Genomic DNA, 18,771 nt, shown 5'->3' with positions numbered 1-18,771 from the left:
ACCACCCGCAAGCCCACCACGCAAGGGAGCACGCATGGCAACCCGTGCCGTCGCCCGTCGTAAGTCCGCCACCGGCGGGACCGCCGACGCGGCACGCAGTGTTCGCGCCGGAGGCGGCGAAATCGCCGATCGCGACCTGGTCGGCATGTACCTCGACGAGATCGCGCGAACACCGCTGCTCGACGCCGCCAAGGAAGTCGAGTTGTCCCAGGTCATCGAGGCGGGTGTGTTCGCGCGGCAGATCCTCGACGGCGAGGCGGAGGCCAAGGCGGACGCGTCCCGTGAGGAGCTGGAGGCGCTGGTCGCCGACAGCGAGCGCGCGAAGGACGTATTCATCCGCTCGAACCTCCGGCTGGTCGTGGCCGTGGCGCGCCGTTACCCGCGCAGCGGCCTGCCCCTGCTCGACCTGATCCAGGAGGGGAACGCCGGCCTGGTGCGCGCGGTCGAGAAGTTCGACTACCGCAAGGGCTTCAAGTTCTCGACGTACGCCACCTGGTGGATCCGGCAGGCCATCACCCGTTCCATAGCGGACCAGTCGCGCACGATCCGCCTCCCCGTCCACCTGGTCGAGGAACTGGGCAGGATCCGTCGCGTGCAGCGCGAGTTCAACCGTGAGAACGGGCGGGAGCCCGAGCACACGGAGATAGCCACCGAGCTCGGTTCGACGCCGGAGCGCGTGGGCGACGTGCTGGACTGGGCCCGCGACCCGGTCTCGCTGAACATGGCGGTGGACGACGAGGGTGAGACCCAGTTCGGCGACCTGCTGGAGGACACCTCGGCCGTGTCGCCCGAGCAGTCGGTTCTCACACTGCTGCGCAGCGAGGAGCTGGACGACCTGATCGGCCACCTCGACCAGCGCACCGCCTCCATCATCAAGATGCGGTACGGCATCGATGACGGCCGGGAGCGGACGCTCACAGAGGTCGGCAAGGAGCACGGGCTCACGCGCGAGCGCATCCGCCAGATCGAGAAGCACGCCCTGCTCGAACTGAAGAAGCTGGCGCGCGACACCGGATTCGACGCGGCGGCGTAGCGACGGAGGGGTGCGCGCAGGGCACGGGGCGAGCCGGGTGAGCGCGGTGAGTGGGCCGTACGGGTTCATTCACCGCGAGGGTGCGAGACCCGCCTTGCCCGGTCCGCGCACGGGCACCCCCGCCACGTTGGCCACAAGTCGACCAGACATGGCCATGTAAGGCCGCTTCAACCTGCTGGGCTCTGGGAACAAGACTTCAGGGTCCACGCTTCAGGGTCCCAACCGGGCGGATGCACACCGCCCCCCAGAACCGAGTCCCGACGCACACCCCCCCCGCGCCGGGACTCTCCCAGAGCCGAGCTTCGGCGCCTCCCCCCCCTGGCGCCGAAGCTCGGCTCCATCTTGTTTCGGGGGACGGGTTCTTTTCCGGGGGCGGGCCGGGATCCGATCGGGGTCGTGCGCCGGGATCCGAATGAGAGTCGCGCGCCGGGATCCGAATCAGGGCGAGCCGTGCCTTCGGGCCGGTCTTCGAACCGGGTCCGAAGGGGTGGGACCGGGGTGCGCGCGGTGGGGTTCCGGGCAGGATGAGGACGGGCCACCCCGAACCTGAACCCCGGGGTGACCCGGATGGCAGATTCTGCCACAGCGGCATAACCTGCCGTCCTTGACGGCCCGACGGGTGTCACCGGTCCCGTACGCCCCGCCGCTCGTCAAGTGCCGTCAAGAGCCGTCAGTCTGCGGGTCTCCTCCCGCCCGGCTCAGCCGTGCGCCCAAGGCCCTTACGTACTCCACGAGTTCTCTCGGCTCCCGGACCGTGAACTCGCAGTCGACCATCGCGATGCGCACTGCCAGCCATTCCACCGAGTCGCCGGCGGAGGCGCGCAGGCGGCAGCTGTGCTCGTCGATCGGCTCGGGCACGCCGACCCACGCGGGCACGCGCGCCGCGACGAAGTCGGCCGGTGCGGCGAAGGTGACGTCGAACGTGTACGTGTCCTGCCGCCGGTACATCGACTGCCGCAGGAATTCGGCGGCGTTCCCTGTCGGCAGTTCGCGGGGTGTGAACCGGGCCCCCGTCGCGAAGGGCTCGGTCACCCGGTCGACGCGGAACGTCCGCCAGTCCTCGCGGTCGAGGTCGTATGCGACGAGGTACCAGCGCCGACCGGTGGAGACCAGCCGGTACGGCTCGGTCAGCCGCCGCGACGGTGTTCCGTCCCCGGAGCGGTAGGCGAACCGCAGCCGCTCCTGTCCCGCGACGCTCGACGCCATCACGGTCAGCGTCTCGGGCGCGATGCTCGCCCCGTCTCCGCTGGTCAGGGGGGTGGTCGCGGCCTGCAGTGTGGACACGCGATGCCGCAGCCGGGACGGCAGCACCTGCTCCAGCTTGGCGAGGGCCCGTACGGAGGCCTCGTCCACGCCCGCGACGGCGTGCCCGGCGCCGGCCCGCAGGCCCACCGCGATGGCCACGGCCTCCTCGTCGTCGAGGACGAGCGGCGGCATCGCCTTGCCCGCCACCAGCCGGTAGCCGCCGTCCGCGCCCTTGGTCGCCTGCACCGGATAGCCCAGCTCGCGGAGTCGGTCGACGTCGCGGCGGACCGTGCGACGGGACACCCCGAGGCGCTCGGACAGCTCGCCGCCAGGCCATTCGCGGGGCGTCTGGAGGAGGGAGAGGAGCTGGAGAAGCCTTGCCGGTGTATCGGTCGTCATGTTTTCCAGGGTGCCGTAGAACTAGGACATGATCTGACCTAATCAGGCCTTACCTTTACGGCATGACCTCCACCGACACCTCTGAGACAGCTCTCAGCAGCCCGGCACCCGGCGCGGCGGCCGACCGCCGGCGCTGGTTCGCCCTCGCCATCGTGATGACCGCGGCCTTCATGGACCTGGTCGACGTCACGATCGTCAACATCGCGATCCCGTCGATCCGGCGGGACGCGGGCGCCACGTTCAGCCAGATCCAGTGGATCACCGCGGGATACGCGTTGGCCTTCGCCGCGGGACTCATCACCGGTGGGCGGCTCGGCGACATCTACGGCCGCAAGCGGCTCTTCCTCCTCGGCATAGCCGGTTTCACGTTCGCGTCGGCGCTGTGCGGCTTCGCGGCGAACCCGGAGATGCTCGTCGCCTCGCGCATTCTGCAGGGCGCCATGGCCGCGATGATGGTGCCGCAGGTGCTGTCGATCGTGCACGCCACGTTCCCTGCGCACGAGCGCGGCAAGGTCTTCGGCCTCTTCGGCGCGATCGTCGGCCTGGGCGCGGTCTCTGGTCCACTCCTCGGCGCCTTGCTCATCGAGTGGAACCTCTTCGGCCTGGAGTGGCGGCCGATCTTCCTCATCAACCTGCCCGTCGGCATCGTCGCGCTGATCCTGGGCCGCCGCTTCATCAGCGAGTCCAAGGCCCCGAAGGCCCTGAAGCTCGACCTCGTCGGCGTCGCCCTCGTCACGCTCGGCCTGCTGATGCTGCTCTACCCGCTGACCCGCGGCCGTGAGCTGGGCTGGCCGCTGTGGGGGTACGTCTCGATGGCCGGCTCCCTCGTGGTCTTCGCGGCACTGGTGGCGTACGAGAAGCAGAAGACGGCGCGGGACGGTTCACCGCTGGTCGAGCTGTCGCTGTTCAAGGTGAAGAGCTTCGCGGCGGGCATCGCCGTGCAGACCGTCTTCGGGATCGCCCTCGGCATCTTCTTCCTGGTCTGGACGATGTACATGCAGTTCGGGCTGGGCTGGAGCGCGCTGCGGGCGGGGCTGACAGGGGTGCCGTTCTCGATCGCCGTCTCTGCCGCGGCGGGCATGTCCGTGCAGCTGCTGGTTCCGCGTTTCGGGCGCAAGGTACTCCAGGCGGGCGCCCTGCTCATGGCGCTCGGAGTCCTGCTCTACATCTGGGAGTCCGACCGGTACGGCATGTCCATCGCCTCCTGGCAGATGGCCCTTCCGTTGGTGGTCATGGGCGCGGGCATGGGCTTCATCGTCGCCCCGCTGACGGACGCGGTGCTCTCGGAGGTCCCGCGTGAGCACGCGGGCTCGGCGTCGGGCCTGATCAACACCGTGCAGCAGATGGGCAACGCGCTCGGCCTCGGCCTCGTCTCGGTCGTCTTCTTCGGCGAGATCAGCGACCACCTGACCCGCGCCCAGGTGGGCCCGGCCTTCGCGAACGCCTTCGAGCACGCGCTGGGTTGGGTGGCCGCGGTGCTGACCGTCATCTTCCTGCTGATGTTCGCCCTGCCGAAGCGGCCGGCACAGCATGTGGAGGGCGCGGAGGACGGGACGGACGCCCAGGACCAGGTTCAGGACGAGGACCGGAGCCAGGATCAGGACGAGGACCGGAAGCCGGAACTCATCGGCTGAGCCCCGCCCAGGTCCGCCACCACGCTCGACGCGGAGGTCCAGGAAGGAAGGGGCCCCGGCACCTCAGGTGCCGGGGCCCCTTCCGTCTTCAGCCCAGTCGTGCAGCGCGCCGTTCCATCGCGTCCCGGGCGGCGTCCTCCGTCGCGTACACCTCGCACATGTGCCGCCGGTCCGGCGTCGCCGTGTGCTCGACCTCCCACAGGGAGATCTCCTGCCCGTCGCGCAGCAGGAACGCGTGCTCGTAGAGCGAGAAGCACAGCCCCGCCTGACCGGCGCGGCACGGGCGCCCGAAGGCCTGCGTGATCTGGTGCGCGAACGCCTCCCGGAGCAGGAGCGTCGTGAGGTCGGCGCCCGGCCGGTCCGGATTCTCCGCGCGCCGCAGAAGCCGGCGCGCGTGATCGGCGGAGTCGTCGGGCACGTAGGTGTGCCGCGGCTCGGGGATCGCCGACAACTGCACGAACACGGGCAGCTCGAAGTCCGGCGCGTCCGGAGGGAGGGGGAGCCGGGCCGTGGCGGCGCGCAACTCCTCCTCGTCGACGTAGACCTCGTGCTGGGCGTCGCGACCGGTCGCCGTGTTGTGCACGAGTTCCCACAGCGTGACGGCGGAACCGTCGGCGAGCAGCCATGTGTGCCGGTACGTCTCCCGGTGCAGCCCCGCGCTGTGGTGCGCGGAGTGCAGCGAGCTGTCGTGCGCCAGCGCGCAGTCGAGTCGCCGTATCGCCTCGTCGGGCAGCTCGAACGAGTTCAGGGCGCGGCCCAGAAGTCGTGCGAGATGCTCCTCCGGAGACTCGGGCGACTCGGGTGGTTCGTACGCTGCTGTCTCGTACGGAACGCTCAAGGTTTCTCCCGGCGTTGCTGCATGTCACCTTGTGGGTGCATACCGTAGCCCCTCGGTCGGACATCATGTCCGCGAACCGAGAAAACGTACGGACGGAAAACGGGCGGGTCGCGCGGCAAGTTCCCGCACGGCCCGCACGGACGTCAAAAGGCCCTCGTCAGACGGGACTTCCCGCGGTCCACGCGCTCCACGAAAGGTTCAAGCCGTTGAGCCCATTGTCCGGCACGACGGTCTTGCCGGGACAGTTCCCGACCGCTACGACGTTCCGTCGAGCGAGTCGTGATCCGCACCAGTACATGAAGAGGACGCGGCGGCGACTCAACGGGTTCCCGTCACCCCGATCCGATCACCGTCACCCGGGCCGATCACCGATCACCGTCACCTGGGCCGATCACCGTCACCCGGGCCGATCACCATCACGTGAGTGAACCGGGCGGGCGGTCGCCCAACTAGCTCTCTCGGTAGAGCTCTTCGTACGACGGCCACGCTCCGCCCGGGCCGTCCACCGACTCCGCGGCGCGCACAGCGCGCACGATCGCGCGCGTCACCAGGTCCGCGCCCGCCGCCAGGATCTCGTTGAGCGCCAGGGGGTTTTCGGTGGCGAGCGGCCGGGCGCCCGTGGCCAGCGCGAACACCGTGTCCCCGTCGTTCAGCAGATGCACCGGCCGCACGGCGCGCGCGATCCCGTCGTGCGCCGTCCCCGCGAGCTTCTGCGCCTGCGCCCGGGTCAGACCGGCGTCGGTGGCGACGACGGCGAGCGTGGTGTTCAACGGGGGCGGCGCGTTCCTCGCGGCGGCCTCCGCGAGTCGCAGCCGCGCGGACTCGCGCACCGGGGCGGACGGACACGCCGTCCGTCCTCGCGTCAACTCCCCGTACAGTGCCCCCGTTTCCGGTTCGACCACCGAGCCCGCCGCATTGGCCACCACCAGCGCGGCCACCGTGATGCCGGACTCCAGCACCGCGCTCGCCGTCCCGACCCCGCCCTTGATCTGCCCGACCACCGCCCCGGTGCCGGCGCCCACGCCTCCCTCGCGCACCGGCGCGCGCAGTGCACTCGCGTCGGCAGCCTCGACCGCGGCGCGGCCGGTGGAAGCGTCCGGCCGTGACCGGAAGTCGCCGCCCCGCCCGAGATCGAAGACGCAGGCGGCGGGCACGACGGGCACGACGTGCGCGGGGTCCGGCCCCACGCGCACTCCGCGTCCCCTCTCCTCCAGCCACGCCATCACGCCCGACGCCGAGTCCAGCCCGTACGCGCTGCCGCCGGTCAGCACGACCGCCTCGATCTTCTGCACGAGATTGCGCGGATCGAGCGCGTCCGTCTCCTTCGTGCCGGGCCCGCCGCCGCGCACGTCCACGGCGGCGATCACGCCTCCCTCGGGAGCGAGCACCACCGTCGTCCCCGTGAGCCAACCGTCCCCGGTGCGCGTCGCGTGTCCCACCCGCAGACCCGCGACATCTGTCAGAGCGTCAACTGTCATGCGCCCAGTGTTCCCCGGCCGCGGGCCCCCGGAGAGGCAGCCGTACGCACCGGGATCTGGCGCCGCCACCGCCGGCGCGCCGTCCTCCCTGCGCGCGCCTGCTCGTCTCCCCTTGCGCCCGGCCCCTGCTCGTCTCTCTACACGCCCCTTGCCGCGCCGGCCGTCGCTTCCCGCGTCACCATCCGCGTCGTCATCACCACCCCGACCGCCACAGCCAGTGCCGAGACGATGCCCGCGGCGAGTACCGCCCAGTCGCCCAGGAAGGTGCACAGGATGACGAGCAGCGCGGTGGTCGGCAGAACGAGTTGCTGGGCGATGCCGACCTTGAAGTAGCGGGAGTGCAGCGCCCAGACGGCGAGGAAGTACAGCGCGGTCGGCAGCGTCACCGCGGCGGACGCCGAGAGTGCCGAGATGTGCGCGGTGCCGACCGTCTGCTCCACCGCGACCTCCAGACCCGCGCCGATCGCGGCAGCCGACGCGAAGATCAGATAGTGGCCGTACCCCCAGAGGAAGGCCTGCCCACTGGACCGGAGATGGCCGTGGATCGGCACGACGAAGTAGATCCACCAGGCGGAGAACACGATCAGCAGCCCGCCCGCGGCGATCGGCAGCAGCTCGCTCAGCGCGTCGTGCTCGTCGACGGCCGACTTCACCGCGACGGTGGCGGCGGCGATCGTCTCGCCCAGCACGATGATCGTGAACAGTCCGTACCGCTCGGAGATGTGGTGCGGATGCCAGGACGTGGTGAAGTCCTTCTCCGCGAACAGCGGGACGCAGAGCTCGGCGACGGCCACCACCAGGAACACCCATGGGACGCCCGGCTCAGGCGTGAGCAACAGGCCCAGCCAGCCGACCTGGCACAGCAGTACGCCGCCCGCGTACCGCAGCGCCATGGTTCTCTCGGCTCCCTCGGTGGACCGTGCCACCCGTAGCCATTGCGCGATCATCGCGAACCGCATGATCACGTAGCCGAGCCAGACGACCAGGAAGTCATGGCTCTCGAACGCCTTGGACACCCCGGCCGCGAGCACCAGGACGCCTGCGATCTGCACCAGCGTGACGACCCGGTAGAGCACGTCGTCGTTGTCGTACGCCGACGCGAACCAGCTGAAATTCATCCAAGCCCACCAGATGGCAAAGAAGATCATCGCGTAGTTGAGGATGCCCTCACCCGCGTGACCCTCCGCCACGGCGTGCACCAGTTGGGCGCCGGCCTGGGCGATGGCCACCACGAAACACAGGTCGAACAGGAGCTCCAGCGGCGACGCGACCCTGTGCGCCTCGTCGCGGCCGCGAGCGGTCATTCTGCGCAGCGGCCGGTGGCCCGCGGGCCGTGGTGTCGCGGCGGACTCCGGTGTGGAACGGGACGTCATACGGCCAAGCACAGCAGAAAAGTTCCAGAAATTCTTGTGAATGCGTTCACAAGCGACCCTCGGCTCGAAGGGGTGACGGGATGCCAGGTCAGGGGTGTCATGGGGATCCGAACCCGCCAGGGCGGACGACCCTCGGGGCTGCTCGCGACGACCCGGTGCCGGGTCCCTGATCGGGGCCCCGCGCCGCCCACCCGCTCCCGCGGGTCGTACGTCCGACGCGCCGCCGAAGCGCCCGGCCGACCCGGGGTGGGCCGCCGCCCCCGCGGCGTACCCTTGAGGAATGAGTCCCGCCCCCGCCCCCGAACCGCGCGATCCGAAGCCGGCACTGGTCTTCGACGATCCGTTGAGCCAGCAGTCCTCGGACGATACGGACCGTGGGTGGGGCGAGCGGGCCGACAGCGCTGGTGACAGTGCCGCCGACCTGAAGCGCTTCCTCGACGAGAAGCCGCCCCACCACATCTGAGCCCGGCCCCTGGCCTTGTGGCGTCCGGATTTCCGGCCCCTGGATTCGAGGCGCCCGGATTTGAGGCGCCCGGATTCCCGGATGTCGGTCTCCTGGTTCCGGGATTCCCGACCGGTGGCCTCCCGGCTCCCGGTCTGCCGACCCCCGGATTCCAGGCCCCCGGTCTCCCGGAGTCGGCGTCCCCCGAGCTTCCGGGCGCGGGCCCACGGTTCGCCGTCAGTACTCGCGGCGTCCCGGACCGCGCTGGGCGACCAGCGCGTCGCGGATCTCCTTCAGCACCTCCAGCTCGGACACCTCGATGACCTCGCGCGCGCCTTCCTTCGCCTTCTGGCGAGCTGCCTGCCGGGCCAGGAACTTGGCCATCGGCAGAACCATCAGGAAGTAGACGACCGCGGCGGTGATCACGAAGCTGAGCGTGGCGCCCAGCACCGAGCCCCACATGAGGCGGATGCCCGTGGCGGTTGCCCCGGTGCCCCGGCACGGGCTCTCCAGGCAGGCGCTGTAGTTGTCGAGGTTCTTCGTGCCGACAGCACCGACCAGCGGGTTGATGATGCCCTTCACCACGGAGTTGACGATGTTGGTGAAGGCCGCGCCAATGACCACGGCGACGGCCAGGTCGATGACGTTGCCGCGCATCAGGAAGGCCTTGAAGCCCTCCCACACGCTGGGCTGCTTGTTTTCGCTCACTGGGAGGCCCCTCCGCACGGGTTGTGGAACAAACAGCTCCGCAACCTACGGCAGGGCGTGCCGGGCCCATCCAACTGGGTAGCTCGAACGAGGGGCTTGACACGGTTTCGTCAGTCATCGCAGCGTCACCGCCAGCCGTGATGTGGTGCCGGCACCGGCCAGCCGTGCGGCCGTCGTGCGCGGGACGGAGAGGACGACCAGCGCTCCGGTGTCGGTGGTCCCGACGTCCGGAACCCCGGTGACCCGCGCCCCGGTCGCGAGCACCCGTGCCTCACCGCCGCTGTCCGCGGCGACCACGTCGACCCGGTCGCCGGGACGCAACAGGCTCACCGTGGCGCCGTCCGCGATCCGGACCGGCGCCCTCACCGTCTCGACCGCGACGGGCCCGCGTACGGGCGCGGAAGCCGTGGTGGAGGCGGACGCGGACGAGGCAGGGGGCGCGGACGCCGGATGCCCGCGCGCCTGCTCGGCGTCACCCGGGCCGGCCGCCACGAGGGCGGCCGCCGTCATCGCCAGGCCGGCGGCCACCGCCCGCCTCCTGTGCCGCGCGAGGAGCCGCAGCCGATACCGCCCGCCCCGCACACGCACCGGCGCGAACTGCGGCACCTCGCAGGTCGGAGGCGCGTCCGCGCCGGGCGGGCGGATGAGTTGAGAGAGCTGTGCCATGGTGACCACCACCTTCGACGAGGGATCGGCTTGCGATCCCACGATGAGGTCTCGCGGCGGAGCCCGCCGGCGCCCGTGGATCACCGAGGGGTTGTGGACAACTCCCTCACCCGAACGGGAGGTTCCGCCCGCGTTCCGGCCCGGGGATCGCGGGCGTCGCCCTGGCCCCCGCCGCCTCGATGGTGATGACCATCGCGACGGCGGGGGCCAGGGCGACGGCGAGGGGCCACCGCGATAGTGAGGACCACCGCGACGGCGGGGGCCTGGGCGGGCGACCGCCCCGCGGCCCCGGTAACCTGCCGCCTGCCGCCTGCCGCCTGCCGCCTGCCGCCTGCCGCCTGCCGCCTGCCGCCTGCCGCCTGCCGCCTGGGTCGGACGGGCTGGACGGGGCTGGACGGGACGGGGCGGGGCGGGACGAGAGTCCGGTCAGGGCTGGGCCGCTGCCGTGGCCGCCGCCGTTACGGCAGCTCGAAGCCGGGATCCATTCCGCCCAGGGCCGTCGTGCACAGGCAGTCCCGCGTTCCGTTCGCCGGCAGTCCGGCGACCGCGTCGAAGAGCACGCCCCGCAACCGGTCCACATTCGCCGCGAACACCTTGAGCACCTCGTCGTGCGACACGCCCTCGCCGCTCTCGGCTCCCGCGTCGAGGTCGGTGACCAGTGTCAACGACGTGTAGCAGAGCTCCAGTTCACGGGCGAGCGCGGCCTCGGGGTGCCCGGTCATGCCGACCACCGCCCAGCCCTGCGCCTGGTGCCAGAGCGATTCGGCCCGGGTGGAGAACCGCGGACCCTCTATGACCACGAGCGTGCCGCCGGCCACCGGTTCCCAGTCCCTTCCGCGCGCCGCTTGCAGGGCGACCTCGCGTCCGACGGGGCAGTACGGGTCGGCCAGCGACACGTGCACCACGTTCGGCACCGAGCCGTCCGGCAGCGGCAGCCCGTCGAAGTAGGACTGCGGCCGTGACTTCGTACGGTCCACGAACTGGTCCGGAACGAGCAGGGTTCCGGGCCCGTACTCCGGACGCAGTCCGCCGACGGCACAGGGGCCGAGGATCTGGCGGGCGCCGACGGAGCGCAGCGCCCACAGGTTGGCCCGGTAGTTGATGCGGTGCGGCGGCAGATGGTGGCCGCGGCCGTGACGGGGGAGGAAGGCGACCCGCCGGCCGGCGATCTCGCCGACGAACAGGGAGTCGCTGGGCGGCCCGTAGGGGGTCTCCACCTGCAGCTCGGTCACGTCGTCGAGGAAGGAGTAGAAGCCCGAGCCGCCGATGACGCCGATCTCGGCCAAGGCCGTCGACTGCCCGGCCGGGGTCTTTGGGTTCTCCGTGTTCGCCATGAACGGCACCCTAGCCGGGAGGGGGAAACGCCGAAGACCCCGTCGTCGTACGACGACGGGGTCTCGTGGAAACGACCCGGTGGGGCCTCGCGGAGACGGCTGGGCCGGGGACGGCAGCCCCGGCGACCGAGGCCCTAAGCGGCGGAGCTGCTGGACGAGCCAGTGCCCGACGACTTCGCGTCCGAGGACGACGACGTGGACGTCGACGACGAGGACTTCGAGTCCGACGCGGACGCGGACGTGGACGGCTTCGACGCCGGCGAGCTGCTCGACGAGGAGCCGCGGCTGTCATTGCGGTAGAAGCCGGAGCCCTTGAAGACAATGCCGACGGCCGAGAACACCTTCTTCAGGCGGCCGCTGCAGTTTGGGCATTCGGTCAGGGCGTCATCGGTGAACTTCTGCACCGCCTCGAGGCCCTCGCCGCACTCGGTGCACTGGTACTGGTAGGTCGGCACTTGTCTTCCTCCTGGCACTCTCACTCAGTGAGTGCTAACGACGGTCCATACTGACGTATTCCGCGAGATCAGTCCACTGTCACCGGCACGCGGTGACCGACGCCACGTGCGACGGCACGGCTCGGGGCCTGTGTGGCGAGGCGTGAGCGCAGTGCCACCAGGGTCGCCAGAGCCAGTGCCGTCCCGGCCATCGGCACCAGGAATCCGGCGCCGTCCCAGAGCCTGTCCTCCATCTGTCCGGCGACGGTGACGGCCGCTGCCTGGCCGAGCGCGACGGCGCCGGTGAGCCACGTGAAGGCCTCGGTGCGGGCGCCCTGCGGAACGAGGCTCTCGACCAGGGTGTAGCCGGTGATCAGGGTCGGGGCGATGCACATACCGACCACAAGACCGAGGCCGGCGAGCACGATCACCGAGTTCGCCGCCCACAGCCCGGAGGCGGCGAGCGCGAGCGCGGCGTACCCGAGAACCAGCCGCCGCTGCGGGGCCACCCTCCAGGCGATGGCGCCGCAGACGATGCCGGAGATCATGTTGCCCGCCGCGAAGACGCCGTACAGGACACCGTTCAGGCCGGGCTCGCCGATCGACTCGCTGTACGCGGCCAGCGAGACCTGCATGCCGCCGAAGACGGAGCCGATGCCGAGGAAGGTCATGATCAGAACGCGTACGCCGGGGATCCGCAGAGCGGAACCGTGCTCCACGCGCGCGTGCCCCTCGACGGCGACCGAGGGCTGTGTGCTCTTCTGCGCGGCGAACAGCAGACCGCCGATCAGAGTCAGCGAGGCCTCGGTCAGCAGGCCCGCGGAGGGGTCGACGGCCGTGCACAGCGCTGTGGCGAGCAGCGGGCCGAAGACGAAGGTCAGCTCGTCCGTGACGGACTCGAAGGCCGCCGCGGTCGACATCAGGGGCGAGCCCTGAAGCTTCACGCCCCAGCGGGCCCGCACCATGGGGCCGACCTGCGGCACCGAGGCGCCGGTCGGTACGGCGGCCGCGAAAAGCGCCCACAAGGGAGCGTCCGCCAGCGCGAGCGCGGTCAGGGAGAAGCCGGACACGGCGTGCACGAGGACGCCGGGCAGCAGGACGGCCCGCTGTCCGTGCCGGTCGGCCAGACGCCCGGTGAAGGGCGCGAAGAGCGCCATGGAGACACCGGTGACGGCGGCGACCGCGCCGGCCGCCCCGTACGAGCCGGTGGTGTGCTGCACGAGCAGCACGATGGAGATCGTCAGCATGGCGAACGGCTGGCGGGCGGCGAAGCCGGGGAGCAGGAACGTCCAGGCGCCGCGGGTGCGCAGCAGCTGTCCGTATCCAGGACGGGAGGTGACCGTGGATGCCACGGCCCGTGCCTTTCTGCCGCCTGGTAGCGCGCCCGTGCGGGGGCGCCGAGAGCTGTCCTCTTGCGCGGATCTGCGGTAGGTACCGGCGCCTCCTGCGGGAGGACGTCACGGCCGCCATACGGTCGCGCCAGCTCTGCGTCAGGCAGAGTTGGTTCGATCAAGGTGTGCCTTCATCGTACAGGGGGCGGGCGTCGCCAGGCCTGTGAAAATGAGCACCACGGGATCGTGCGCCTGTGAAAGCCTCTCGCTTCTTGAGGCGCCGTTCGGTATCTCGTAAGAAGCGTGTCCGGTGTCCCGCAGGGGTCCGTCCGGTGCCGCGTCACAGACCTGTTCGGTGCCTCGTCCGGTGTTCCGTTCCGCCGTCGCCGATGCCCAGCCAGTCGGCGAGCTTGCCGCCCTGGCCCACCGCGCGCAGCCGCCTCTCGGCCGCGTCCCGGACCGGGTCGGTCGCCACCACGAGCAGTTCGTCGCCGAGCCGCAGCACCGTCGTGGGCATCGGTACGAAGGACTTCGCGTCGCGGACGACGAGGGTGACCGCCGCGCCCGGGGGCAGCCGCAGCTCGCCCACCTCGACGCCGTGCATACGCGACCCCTTGGGGATCGCGACGGACAGCAGATGGCCGCGCAGTCGCTCCAGGGGCGCCGATTCGATGCCCAGGTCGGCGGCCCCGGGGGACTCCCCGAGACGGAGTTTGCGGGCCAGCCAGGGCAGGGTCGGGCCCTGGATGAGGGTGTAGACGACGACCAGGACGAAGACGATGTTGAAGATCCGCTTGCTCTCGGCGATGCCGCTCACCATCGGGATCGTCGCCAGGATGATGGGTACGGCGCCGCGCAGCCCCGCCCAGGACAGCAGCGCCTGCTCCTGCCACGGGATGCGGAACGGCAGCAGGCTGACGACGACGCTCAGCGGCCGCGCCACCATGGTCAGCACCAGGCCAATGACGAGCGCGGGCCAGATGTCGTCGCCCATCTCGTGCGGGGTGACCAGCAGACCGAGCAGCACGAACATGCCGATCTGGGCGATCCAGCCGAGCCCCTCGGCGAAGCCGCGGGTGGCGGGCGAGTGCGGCAGTTTCGCGTTGCCGAGCAGCATGGAGGCGAGGTAGACGGCGAGGAAGCCGCTGCCGTGCGCGAGCGCGCCGGCCGCGTACGCGACGACCGCGATCGCCATCACCGCGATCGGGTAGAGGCCGGAGGCCGGCAACGCCACGTGCCGCAGGCCGTACGCGCCCAGCCAGCCGACCGAGAGACCGATGGCGGCGCCGATGGCCAGCTCCAGCGCTATCACGCCGAGCAGCGTGTACCAGTGCTCCACCGGTCCCGCCGTGGAGAACGCGACGACGAGGATGACCACCGGGGCGTCGTTGAAGCCCGACTCGGCCTCCAGGATGCCCGTCACGCGCGCGGGGAGGGGGATCTTCCGCAGGACCGAGAAGACCGCCGCGGCGTCCGTCGAGGAGACGACCGCCCCGATGATGAGCGCCTGCCGCCACTCCAGCCCGATCAGATAGTGCGCGGCCGTCGCCGTGACGCCGACGCTCACCGCGACGCCCACCACTGCCAGCGAGGAGGCCGCCGGCAGAGCCGGTCTGATCTCCTTCCACTTCGTGCCGAGACCGCCTTCGGCCAGGATCACGACCAGGGCCGCGTACCCGATGACCTGGGTCAGCTCGGCATTGCTGAAGTGGACGTCGCCGACCCCGTCCTGGCCGATCGCGACGCCGATCCCCAGGTACACGAGCAGCGTTGGAAGCCCGCTGCGTGAGGAGATCCGGACCGCCGCGACCGCGAGGAGCAGGACGAGCGAGCACACGAGCAGGAGCTGGTTGAGGTGGTGGACAGTCAGGGGCTGTTCCTTTCTCGCCGATCCGGTCCCGTCGCGGACGGCCTCCGGATCTGAGGACCGGAAGCCGGCCACTTCAGTGCAAGTACTTCGTTACCTTACCTAACTCTTGACGCTTTCTTGACGTTCCCGGAGGCAAGATCGAACGGTCGTGCTTCCCGGTTTCCTACTCCGCGTCAAGGCGCGGTTGGCCCTGCGCCTATGGTTGCCCCAGCACTCCAGGACCGCCTGCCGCTCGCGTTAGGACAGCAAGGACAGCGATGCCCCCCAACACCACCGCCTCTTCCGGCCAACAGCCCGGCAAGTCCGGCAGGAAGAAGGGGCGCAAAGCCCGACTGTTCTTGATTGTCCTGGTTCTCGCCATCATCGGAGGCATCGCCTTCGGCGCGTACTGGAGCATCAGCACTGTGCGCGCCTCCTTCCCGCAGACCAAGGGCTCCCTCCAGCTCGACGGCCTCTCGGGACCCGTGACCGTGCAGCGCGACGGCAACGGGATCCCGCAGATCTACGCCTCGTCCGACGAGGACCTGTTCATGGCCCAGGGCTTCGTCCAGGCGCAGGACCGGTTCTACGAGATGGACGTGCGCCGCCACATGACCTCGGGCCGGCTGTCCGAGATGTTCGGCGAGGGCCAGGTCAAGAACGACGAGTTCCTGCGCACGCTGGGCTGGGACCGGATCGCGAAGAAGGAGTACGACACCAAGCTGTCGGCCTCCACGAAGAAGTACCTCCAGTCGTACGCCAAGGGAGTCAACGCCTACCTGAAGGGCAAGGACGGCAAGGACATCTCCCTGGAGTACGCGGCACTCGGCTTCACCAACGACTACCAGCCGACGGAGTGGACCCCGGTCGACTCGGTGGCCTGGCTCAAGGCGATGGCCTGGGACCTGCGCGGCAACATGCAGGAAGAGATCGACCGCTCCCTCATGACGAGCCGGCTCGGCCCGAAGCAGATCGCGGACCTGTACCCGGACTACCCGTACAGCCGGAACAAGACAATCGTCCGTACGGGCTCGTACGACAGTGTCACGGGGACGTACGGCCAGACCGACACCACCTCGACGTCCACGGCGGGCACCGGGCTCACGGGCAACACCGCGACGCCCGCCGGGTTCCAGAGCCAGCTCTCGGGGCTCTACAAGGTCCTCGACGGCCTTCCCACCGCCGTCGGCGTGAACGGCAACGGCATCGGCTCCAACTCCTGGGTCGTCGCGGGAAGCCACACGATCACCGGCAAGCCGCTGCTGGCCAACGACCCGCACCTGTCGGCCTCGCTGCCGTCGGTCTGGTACCAGATGGGCCTGCACTGCACCGCCGTCTCCGCCGCGTGCCAGTACGACGTCACCGGCTACACCTTCGCGGGCATGCCCGGCGTGGTCATCGGCCACAACGCGGACATGGCCTGGGGCATGACCAACTCCGGGGTCGACGTCACCGACCTCTACCTGGAGAAGATCACCGGCGAGGGCTACGCGTACGACGGCAAGGTGCTGCCCTTCACCACCCGCAAGGAGACGATCAAGGTCGCGGGCGGCGCCGCCAAGACGATCGTCGTCCGGCAGACCGAAGACGGAATGCCGCTGCTCTCCGACCGTGACGACGAACTGGTCCAGGTCGGCAAGAAGGCCACGGTCGAAGCCGGGGCGCCCGACCGCGGCGACGGCTACGCGATAGCGCTGCGCTGGACCGCGCTGGACCCGGGCAACACCATGGACGCCGTCTTCGAGATGGACAAGGCGTCGAACTGGACCGAGTTCCGCAAGGCGGCCGCGTCCTTCGAGGTGCCGTCCCAGAACCTGGTCTACGCCGACGGCGCCGGCGCGGGCGGCAACATCGGCTACCAGCTGCCCGGCAAGATCCCCACGCGCGCCAAGGGCGACGACGGCTCACTGCCCTCGCCCGGCTGGGACTCCAAGTACCGCTGGACCGGCTACATCAAGCAGTCCGCCCTGCCCTACGAGTACAACCCCAAGCGCGGCTACATCGTGACCGCCAACCAGGCGGTCGTCGAGCCGGACAAGTACCCCTACACGCTCACCACGGACTGGGGCTACGGCACCCGCAGCCAGCGGATCACCGACCTGATCGAGTCGAAGACCAGGGGCGGCGCCAAGATCTCGACCGATGACATGCGCCAGATGCAGCTCGACAACAGCAGCGAGATCGCCAAGCTGATCGTGCCCAAGCTGCTCAAGATCGACGTGGCCGACAAGAACGTCCGTGACGCGCAGAAGCTCCTGGAGGGCTGGGACTACACCCAGGACTCCGACTCCGCTGCCGCCGCCTACTTCAACGCCACCTGGCGCAACATCCTCAAGCTCGCCTTCGGCAACAAGCTGCCCAAGGAGCTGCGGGTCAAGGGCCAGTGCCTGTGGGTCGACCGGATCGACACCACCGGCCCCGCGGACGCGAACCAGACGGTGCGCGAGTGTGGCGAGCGCGACGCGGACCAGGCGCAGCCGGACGGCGGCGACCGCTGGTTCGAGGTCGTCCGCAAGATCATCGACGACGAGAACAACGACTGGTGGAAGTCGCCCAGGACGCGCACCGACAAGGCGACCGAAACCCGGGACGACCTGTTCGGCCGGGCCATGAAGGACGCCCGCTGGGAGCTGACCGCCAAGCTCGGCAAGGACATGGACACCTGGAGCTGGGGCCGGCTGCACCGCCTGTTCCTGAAGAACCAGACCCTCGGTACCGAAGGCCCCCGCTTCCTGCAGTACATGCTCAACCGGGGCCCCTGGAACCTCAGCGGCGGCGAGGCGACGGTCAACGCGACCGGCTGGAACGCGGCGGGCGGCTACGGAGTGGTCTGGGTCCCCTCGATGCGGATGGTCGTCAACCTCCAGGACCTCGACAAGTCCAAGTGGATAAACCTCTCGGGCGCCTCGGGGCACGCCTACAGCGCCCACTACACCGACCAGACGGAGAAGTGGGCCAAGGGCGAACTCCTGCCGTGGGCCTTCTCCAAGAAGGCCGTCGACAAGAAGACGACCGACACCCTGGTCCTGAAACCGTGAGGCTCCGACGGGCGTCGAGATGCTGACGTCCTGAAGCCGGTGCCTGACGGAAGTGGCCCTCCACGCGTGCGTGGAGGGCCACTTCGCGTCCGCCGTCAGCCGTTCTTCGTCCCGTCGCCGGTCAGCGGAAGCGGCGCACGCCGGAGGGGGTCACCACGGCGTGGACGGGCCGGTCGTGCGCCTCCTCCGGGATGCGCTCGACGACTTCGGTGTCGTACAGGAGCACCACCAGTGCGGGATCCGCGCCGGAGCGCTCCAGGCGGGCCAGTACACGGTCGTACGAGCCTCCGCCGCGCCCCAGCCGCATTCCGCGCGCGTCGACGGCGAGACCGGGCAGCAGAACGGCGTCCGCGTCCTGGACGGCCGTCGGCCCCAGTCGCTCGCCCCGGGGCTCCAGGAGGGCCAATTTCCCGCCGTGTCGGACTTGTTCGAGGGAGTCCGCTCCGGTGTACGCCCCCCAGTCCAGATCGTTGTCCGCCATCAGGACCGGCAGGAGGACGCGCACCCCGCGCGCGCGGAGCGCGTCCAGGAGCGCGAGGGTGCCCGGTTCGCTCCCCATGGAGACGTAGGCCGCCACCGTGCGGGCGTGTGCCAGTTCGGGCAGCTCCAGGGCGCGGGCGGCGAGGGCGGCGGCGGATTCCCGCACGTCATCGGCCGTCAACCCATTTCTCACCAACAGGAATCCTCGCCGCAACATTCGCTTGTCAGGCTCTGGTTCACGTCGGACGTGGCTCACAGGTGACTCCACAGTTCTCTCAATCCGCTCATATGACTGCGAATTGACCGGGGACACAGATTCTGCACAAAGTCACCGGTTATGGTTGCGGACATGACTGAGTCACGCCCCAGGATCAGCAAGGCTGTCATCCCCGCAGCCGGCCTCGGCACCCGGTTCCTGCCGGCCACCAAGGCCACGCCCAAGGAGATGCTGCCGGTCGTCGACAAGCCGGCGATCCAGTACGTGGTCGA

The 18,771-nt window shown here is 70.1% G+C and carries 16 protein-coding genes; 5 read left to right on the top strand and 11 right to left on the bottom strand.

What is annotated here, in order from left to right; all coding sequences use genetic code 11:
• Positions 1-34 precede the first annotated feature (34 nt).
• Entirely contained in the window at positions 35-1,033 is a 999-nt protein-coding gene (locus ACZ4N5_RS42050; RefSeq protein ID WP_467762252.1) for a sigma-70 family RNA polymerase sigma factor, read from the top strand.
• Between the two features lie 660 nt (positions 1,034-1,693).
• On the opposite strand, the gene ACZ4N5_RS42045 is transcribed toward ACZ4N5_RS42050, so the two are convergent.
• Positions 1,694-2,677, bottom strand: coding sequence for a helix-turn-helix transcriptional regulator (locus ACZ4N5_RS42045; RefSeq protein WP_467762251.1), 984 nt, complete (start codon positions 2,675-2,677; stop codon positions 1,694-1,696).
• A 62-nt stretch (positions 2,678-2,739) separates the two neighbouring features.
• Here ACZ4N5_RS42045 and ACZ4N5_RS42040 point away from each other — a divergent pair, with 62 nt between their 5' ends.
• Positions 2,740-4,311, top strand: coding sequence for an MFS transporter (locus ACZ4N5_RS42040; RefSeq protein WP_467762250.1), 1,572 nt, complete (start codon positions 2,740-2,742; stop codon positions 4,309-4,311).
• Positions 4,312-4,399: 88 nt separating this feature from the next.
• Here ACZ4N5_RS42040 and ACZ4N5_RS42035 read toward each other — a convergent pair whose 3' ends face one another.
• The 3 genes from ACZ4N5_RS42035 to ACZ4N5_RS42025 all read right to left on the bottom strand — a co-directional run bounded on the left by ACZ4N5_RS42035 (position 4,400) and on the right by ACZ4N5_RS42025 (position 8,000).
• Positions 4,400-5,149: a DUF6227 family protein gene (locus tag ACZ4N5_RS42035; RefSeq protein WP_355856563.1), complete on the bottom strand. Its 750-nt coding sequence runs from the start codon at positions 5,147-5,149 to the stop codon at positions 4,400-4,402.
• 449 nt (positions 5,150-5,598) lie between these two features.
• A complete protein-coding gene (locus ACZ4N5_RS42030; RefSeq protein ID WP_467762249.1) occupies positions 5,599-6,627 on the bottom strand; it encodes a P1 family peptidase in 1,029 nt (342 codons plus the stop codon).
• Positions 6,628-6,764: 137 nt separating this feature from the next.
• Positions 6,765-8,000 carry a low temperature requirement protein A gene (locus ACZ4N5_RS42025; protein WP_467762248.1) on the bottom strand — a complete coding sequence of 412 codons (1,236 nt, stop codon included), beginning with the start codon at positions 7,998-8,000 and terminating at the stop codon, positions 6,765-6,767.
• A gap of 280 nt (positions 8,001-8,280) precedes the next feature.
• Here ACZ4N5_RS42025 and ACZ4N5_RS42020 point away from each other — a divergent pair, with 280 nt between their 5' ends.
• Positions 8,281-8,463, top strand: coding sequence for a hypothetical protein (locus ACZ4N5_RS42020; RefSeq protein ID WP_467762247.1), 183 nt, complete (start codon positions 8,281-8,283; stop codon positions 8,461-8,463).
• Between the two features lie 216 nt (positions 8,464-8,679).
• Here the strand turns inward: ACZ4N5_RS42020 and mscL are convergent, their stop codons facing one another.
• The 6 genes from mscL to ACZ4N5_RS41990 form a co-directional block, all read right to left on the bottom strand.
• Positions 8,680-9,150 (bottom strand): large conductance mechanosensitive channel protein MscL, encoded by a 471-nt coding sequence (gene mscL / locus ACZ4N5_RS42015; protein ID WP_467762246.1) that lies wholly within the window; start codon positions 9,148-9,150, stop codon positions 8,680-8,682.
• 114 nt (positions 9,151-9,264) lie between these two features.
• On the bottom strand, positions 9,265-9,816 hold the full coding sequence (locus ACZ4N5_RS42010) for a hypothetical protein (RefSeq protein ID WP_467762245.1): 552 nt from the start codon (positions 9,814-9,816) through the stop codon (positions 9,265-9,267).
• Between the two features lie 458 nt (positions 9,817-10,274).
• Positions 10,275-11,150 carry an S-methyl-5'-thioadenosine phosphorylase gene (locus tag ACZ4N5_RS42005; RefSeq protein ID WP_467762244.1) on the bottom strand — a complete coding sequence of 292 codons (876 nt, stop codon included), beginning with the start codon at positions 11,148-11,150 and terminating at the stop codon, positions 10,275-10,277.
• A gap of 134 nt (positions 11,151-11,284) precedes the next feature.
• Entirely contained in the window at positions 11,285-11,605 is a 321-nt protein-coding gene (locus ACZ4N5_RS42000) for an FmdB family zinc ribbon protein (RefSeq protein ID WP_467762243.1), read from the bottom strand.
• Between the two features lie 68 nt (positions 11,606-11,673).
• Positions 11,674-12,936 (bottom strand): MFS transporter, encoded by a 1,263-nt coding sequence (locus tag ACZ4N5_RS41995; protein WP_467762242.1) that lies wholly within the window; start codon positions 12,934-12,936, stop codon positions 11,674-11,676.
• A gap of 319 nt (positions 12,937-13,255) precedes the next feature.
• Entirely contained in the window at positions 13,256-14,857 is a 1,602-nt protein-coding gene (locus tag ACZ4N5_RS41990) for a potassium/proton antiporter (protein WP_467762241.1), read from the bottom strand.
• A 185-nt stretch (positions 14,858-15,042) separates the two neighbouring features.
• On the opposite strand from ACZ4N5_RS41990, the gene ACZ4N5_RS41985 reads away from it, so the two are divergent.
• Positions 15,043-17,802: a penicillin acylase family protein gene (locus ACZ4N5_RS41985; protein ID WP_467762240.1), complete on the top strand. Its 2,760-nt coding sequence runs from the start codon at positions 15,043-15,045 to the stop codon at positions 17,800-17,802.
• 121 nt (positions 17,803-17,923) lie between these two features.
• Here the strand turns inward: ACZ4N5_RS41985 and ACZ4N5_RS41980 are convergent, their stop codons facing one another.
• Positions 17,924-18,499, bottom strand: coding sequence for a 5-formyltetrahydrofolate cyclo-ligase (locus tag ACZ4N5_RS41980; protein WP_467762239.1), 576 nt, complete (start codon positions 18,497-18,499; stop codon positions 17,924-17,926).
• Positions 18,500-18,631: 132 nt separating this feature from the next.
• Here ACZ4N5_RS41980 and ACZ4N5_RS41975 point away from each other — a divergent pair.
• Positions 18,632-18,771: sugar phosphate nucleotidyltransferase (locus tag ACZ4N5_RS41975; protein ID WP_467762260.1), on the top strand; the 140-nt coding region annotated here is incomplete at its 3' end.

The organism is Streptomyces sp. NPDC026500 (assembly GCF_055567635.1).
This window is presented reverse-complemented; position numbering and strand designations above follow the sequence as displayed.

What these genes read in the sequence shown, in the direction of transcription:
- ACZ4N5_RS42050 (WP_467762252.1), top strand. Translation starts at nt 35, where the DNA reads ATGGCAACCCGTGCCGTCGCCCGTCGTAAGTCCGCCACCGGCGGGACC.
- ACZ4N5_RS42005 (WP_467762244.1), bottom strand. Translation starts at nt 11,150, where the DNA reads ATGGCGAACACGGAGAACCCAAAGACCCCGGCCGGGCAGTCGACGGCC.
- ACZ4N5_RS42045 (WP_467762251.1), bottom strand. Translation starts at nt 2,677, where the DNA reads ATGACGACCGATACACCGGCAAGGCTTCTCCAGCTCCTCTCCCTCCTC.
- ACZ4N5_RS41980 (WP_467762239.1), bottom strand. Translation starts at nt 18,499, where the DNA reads ATGTTGCGGCGAGGATTCCTGTTGGTGAGAAATGGGTTGACGGCCGAT.
- ACZ4N5_RS42025 (WP_467762248.1), bottom strand. Translation starts at nt 8,000, where the DNA reads ATGACGTCCCGTTCCACACCGGAGTCCGCCGCGACACCACGGCCCGCG.
- ACZ4N5_RS42030 (WP_467762249.1), bottom strand. Translation starts at nt 6,627, where the DNA reads ATGACAGTTGACGCTCTGACAGATGTCGCGGGTCTGCGGGTGGGACAC.
- ACZ4N5_RS41985 (WP_467762240.1), top strand. Translation starts at nt 15,043, where the DNA reads ATGCCCCCCAACACCACCGCCTCTTCCGGCCAACAGCCCGGCAAGTCC.
- ACZ4N5_RS42020 (WP_467762247.1), top strand. Translation starts at nt 8,281, where the DNA reads ATGAGTCCCGCCCCCGCCCCCGAACCGCGCGATCCGAAGCCGGCACTG.
- ACZ4N5_RS42040 (WP_467762250.1), top strand. Translation starts at nt 2,740, where the DNA reads ATGACCTCCACCGACACCTCTGAGACAGCTCTCAGCAGCCCGGCACCC.
- ACZ4N5_RS42010 (WP_467762245.1), bottom strand. Translation starts at nt 9,816, where the DNA reads ATGGCACAGCTCTCTCAACTCATCCGCCCGCCCGGCGCGGACGCGCCT.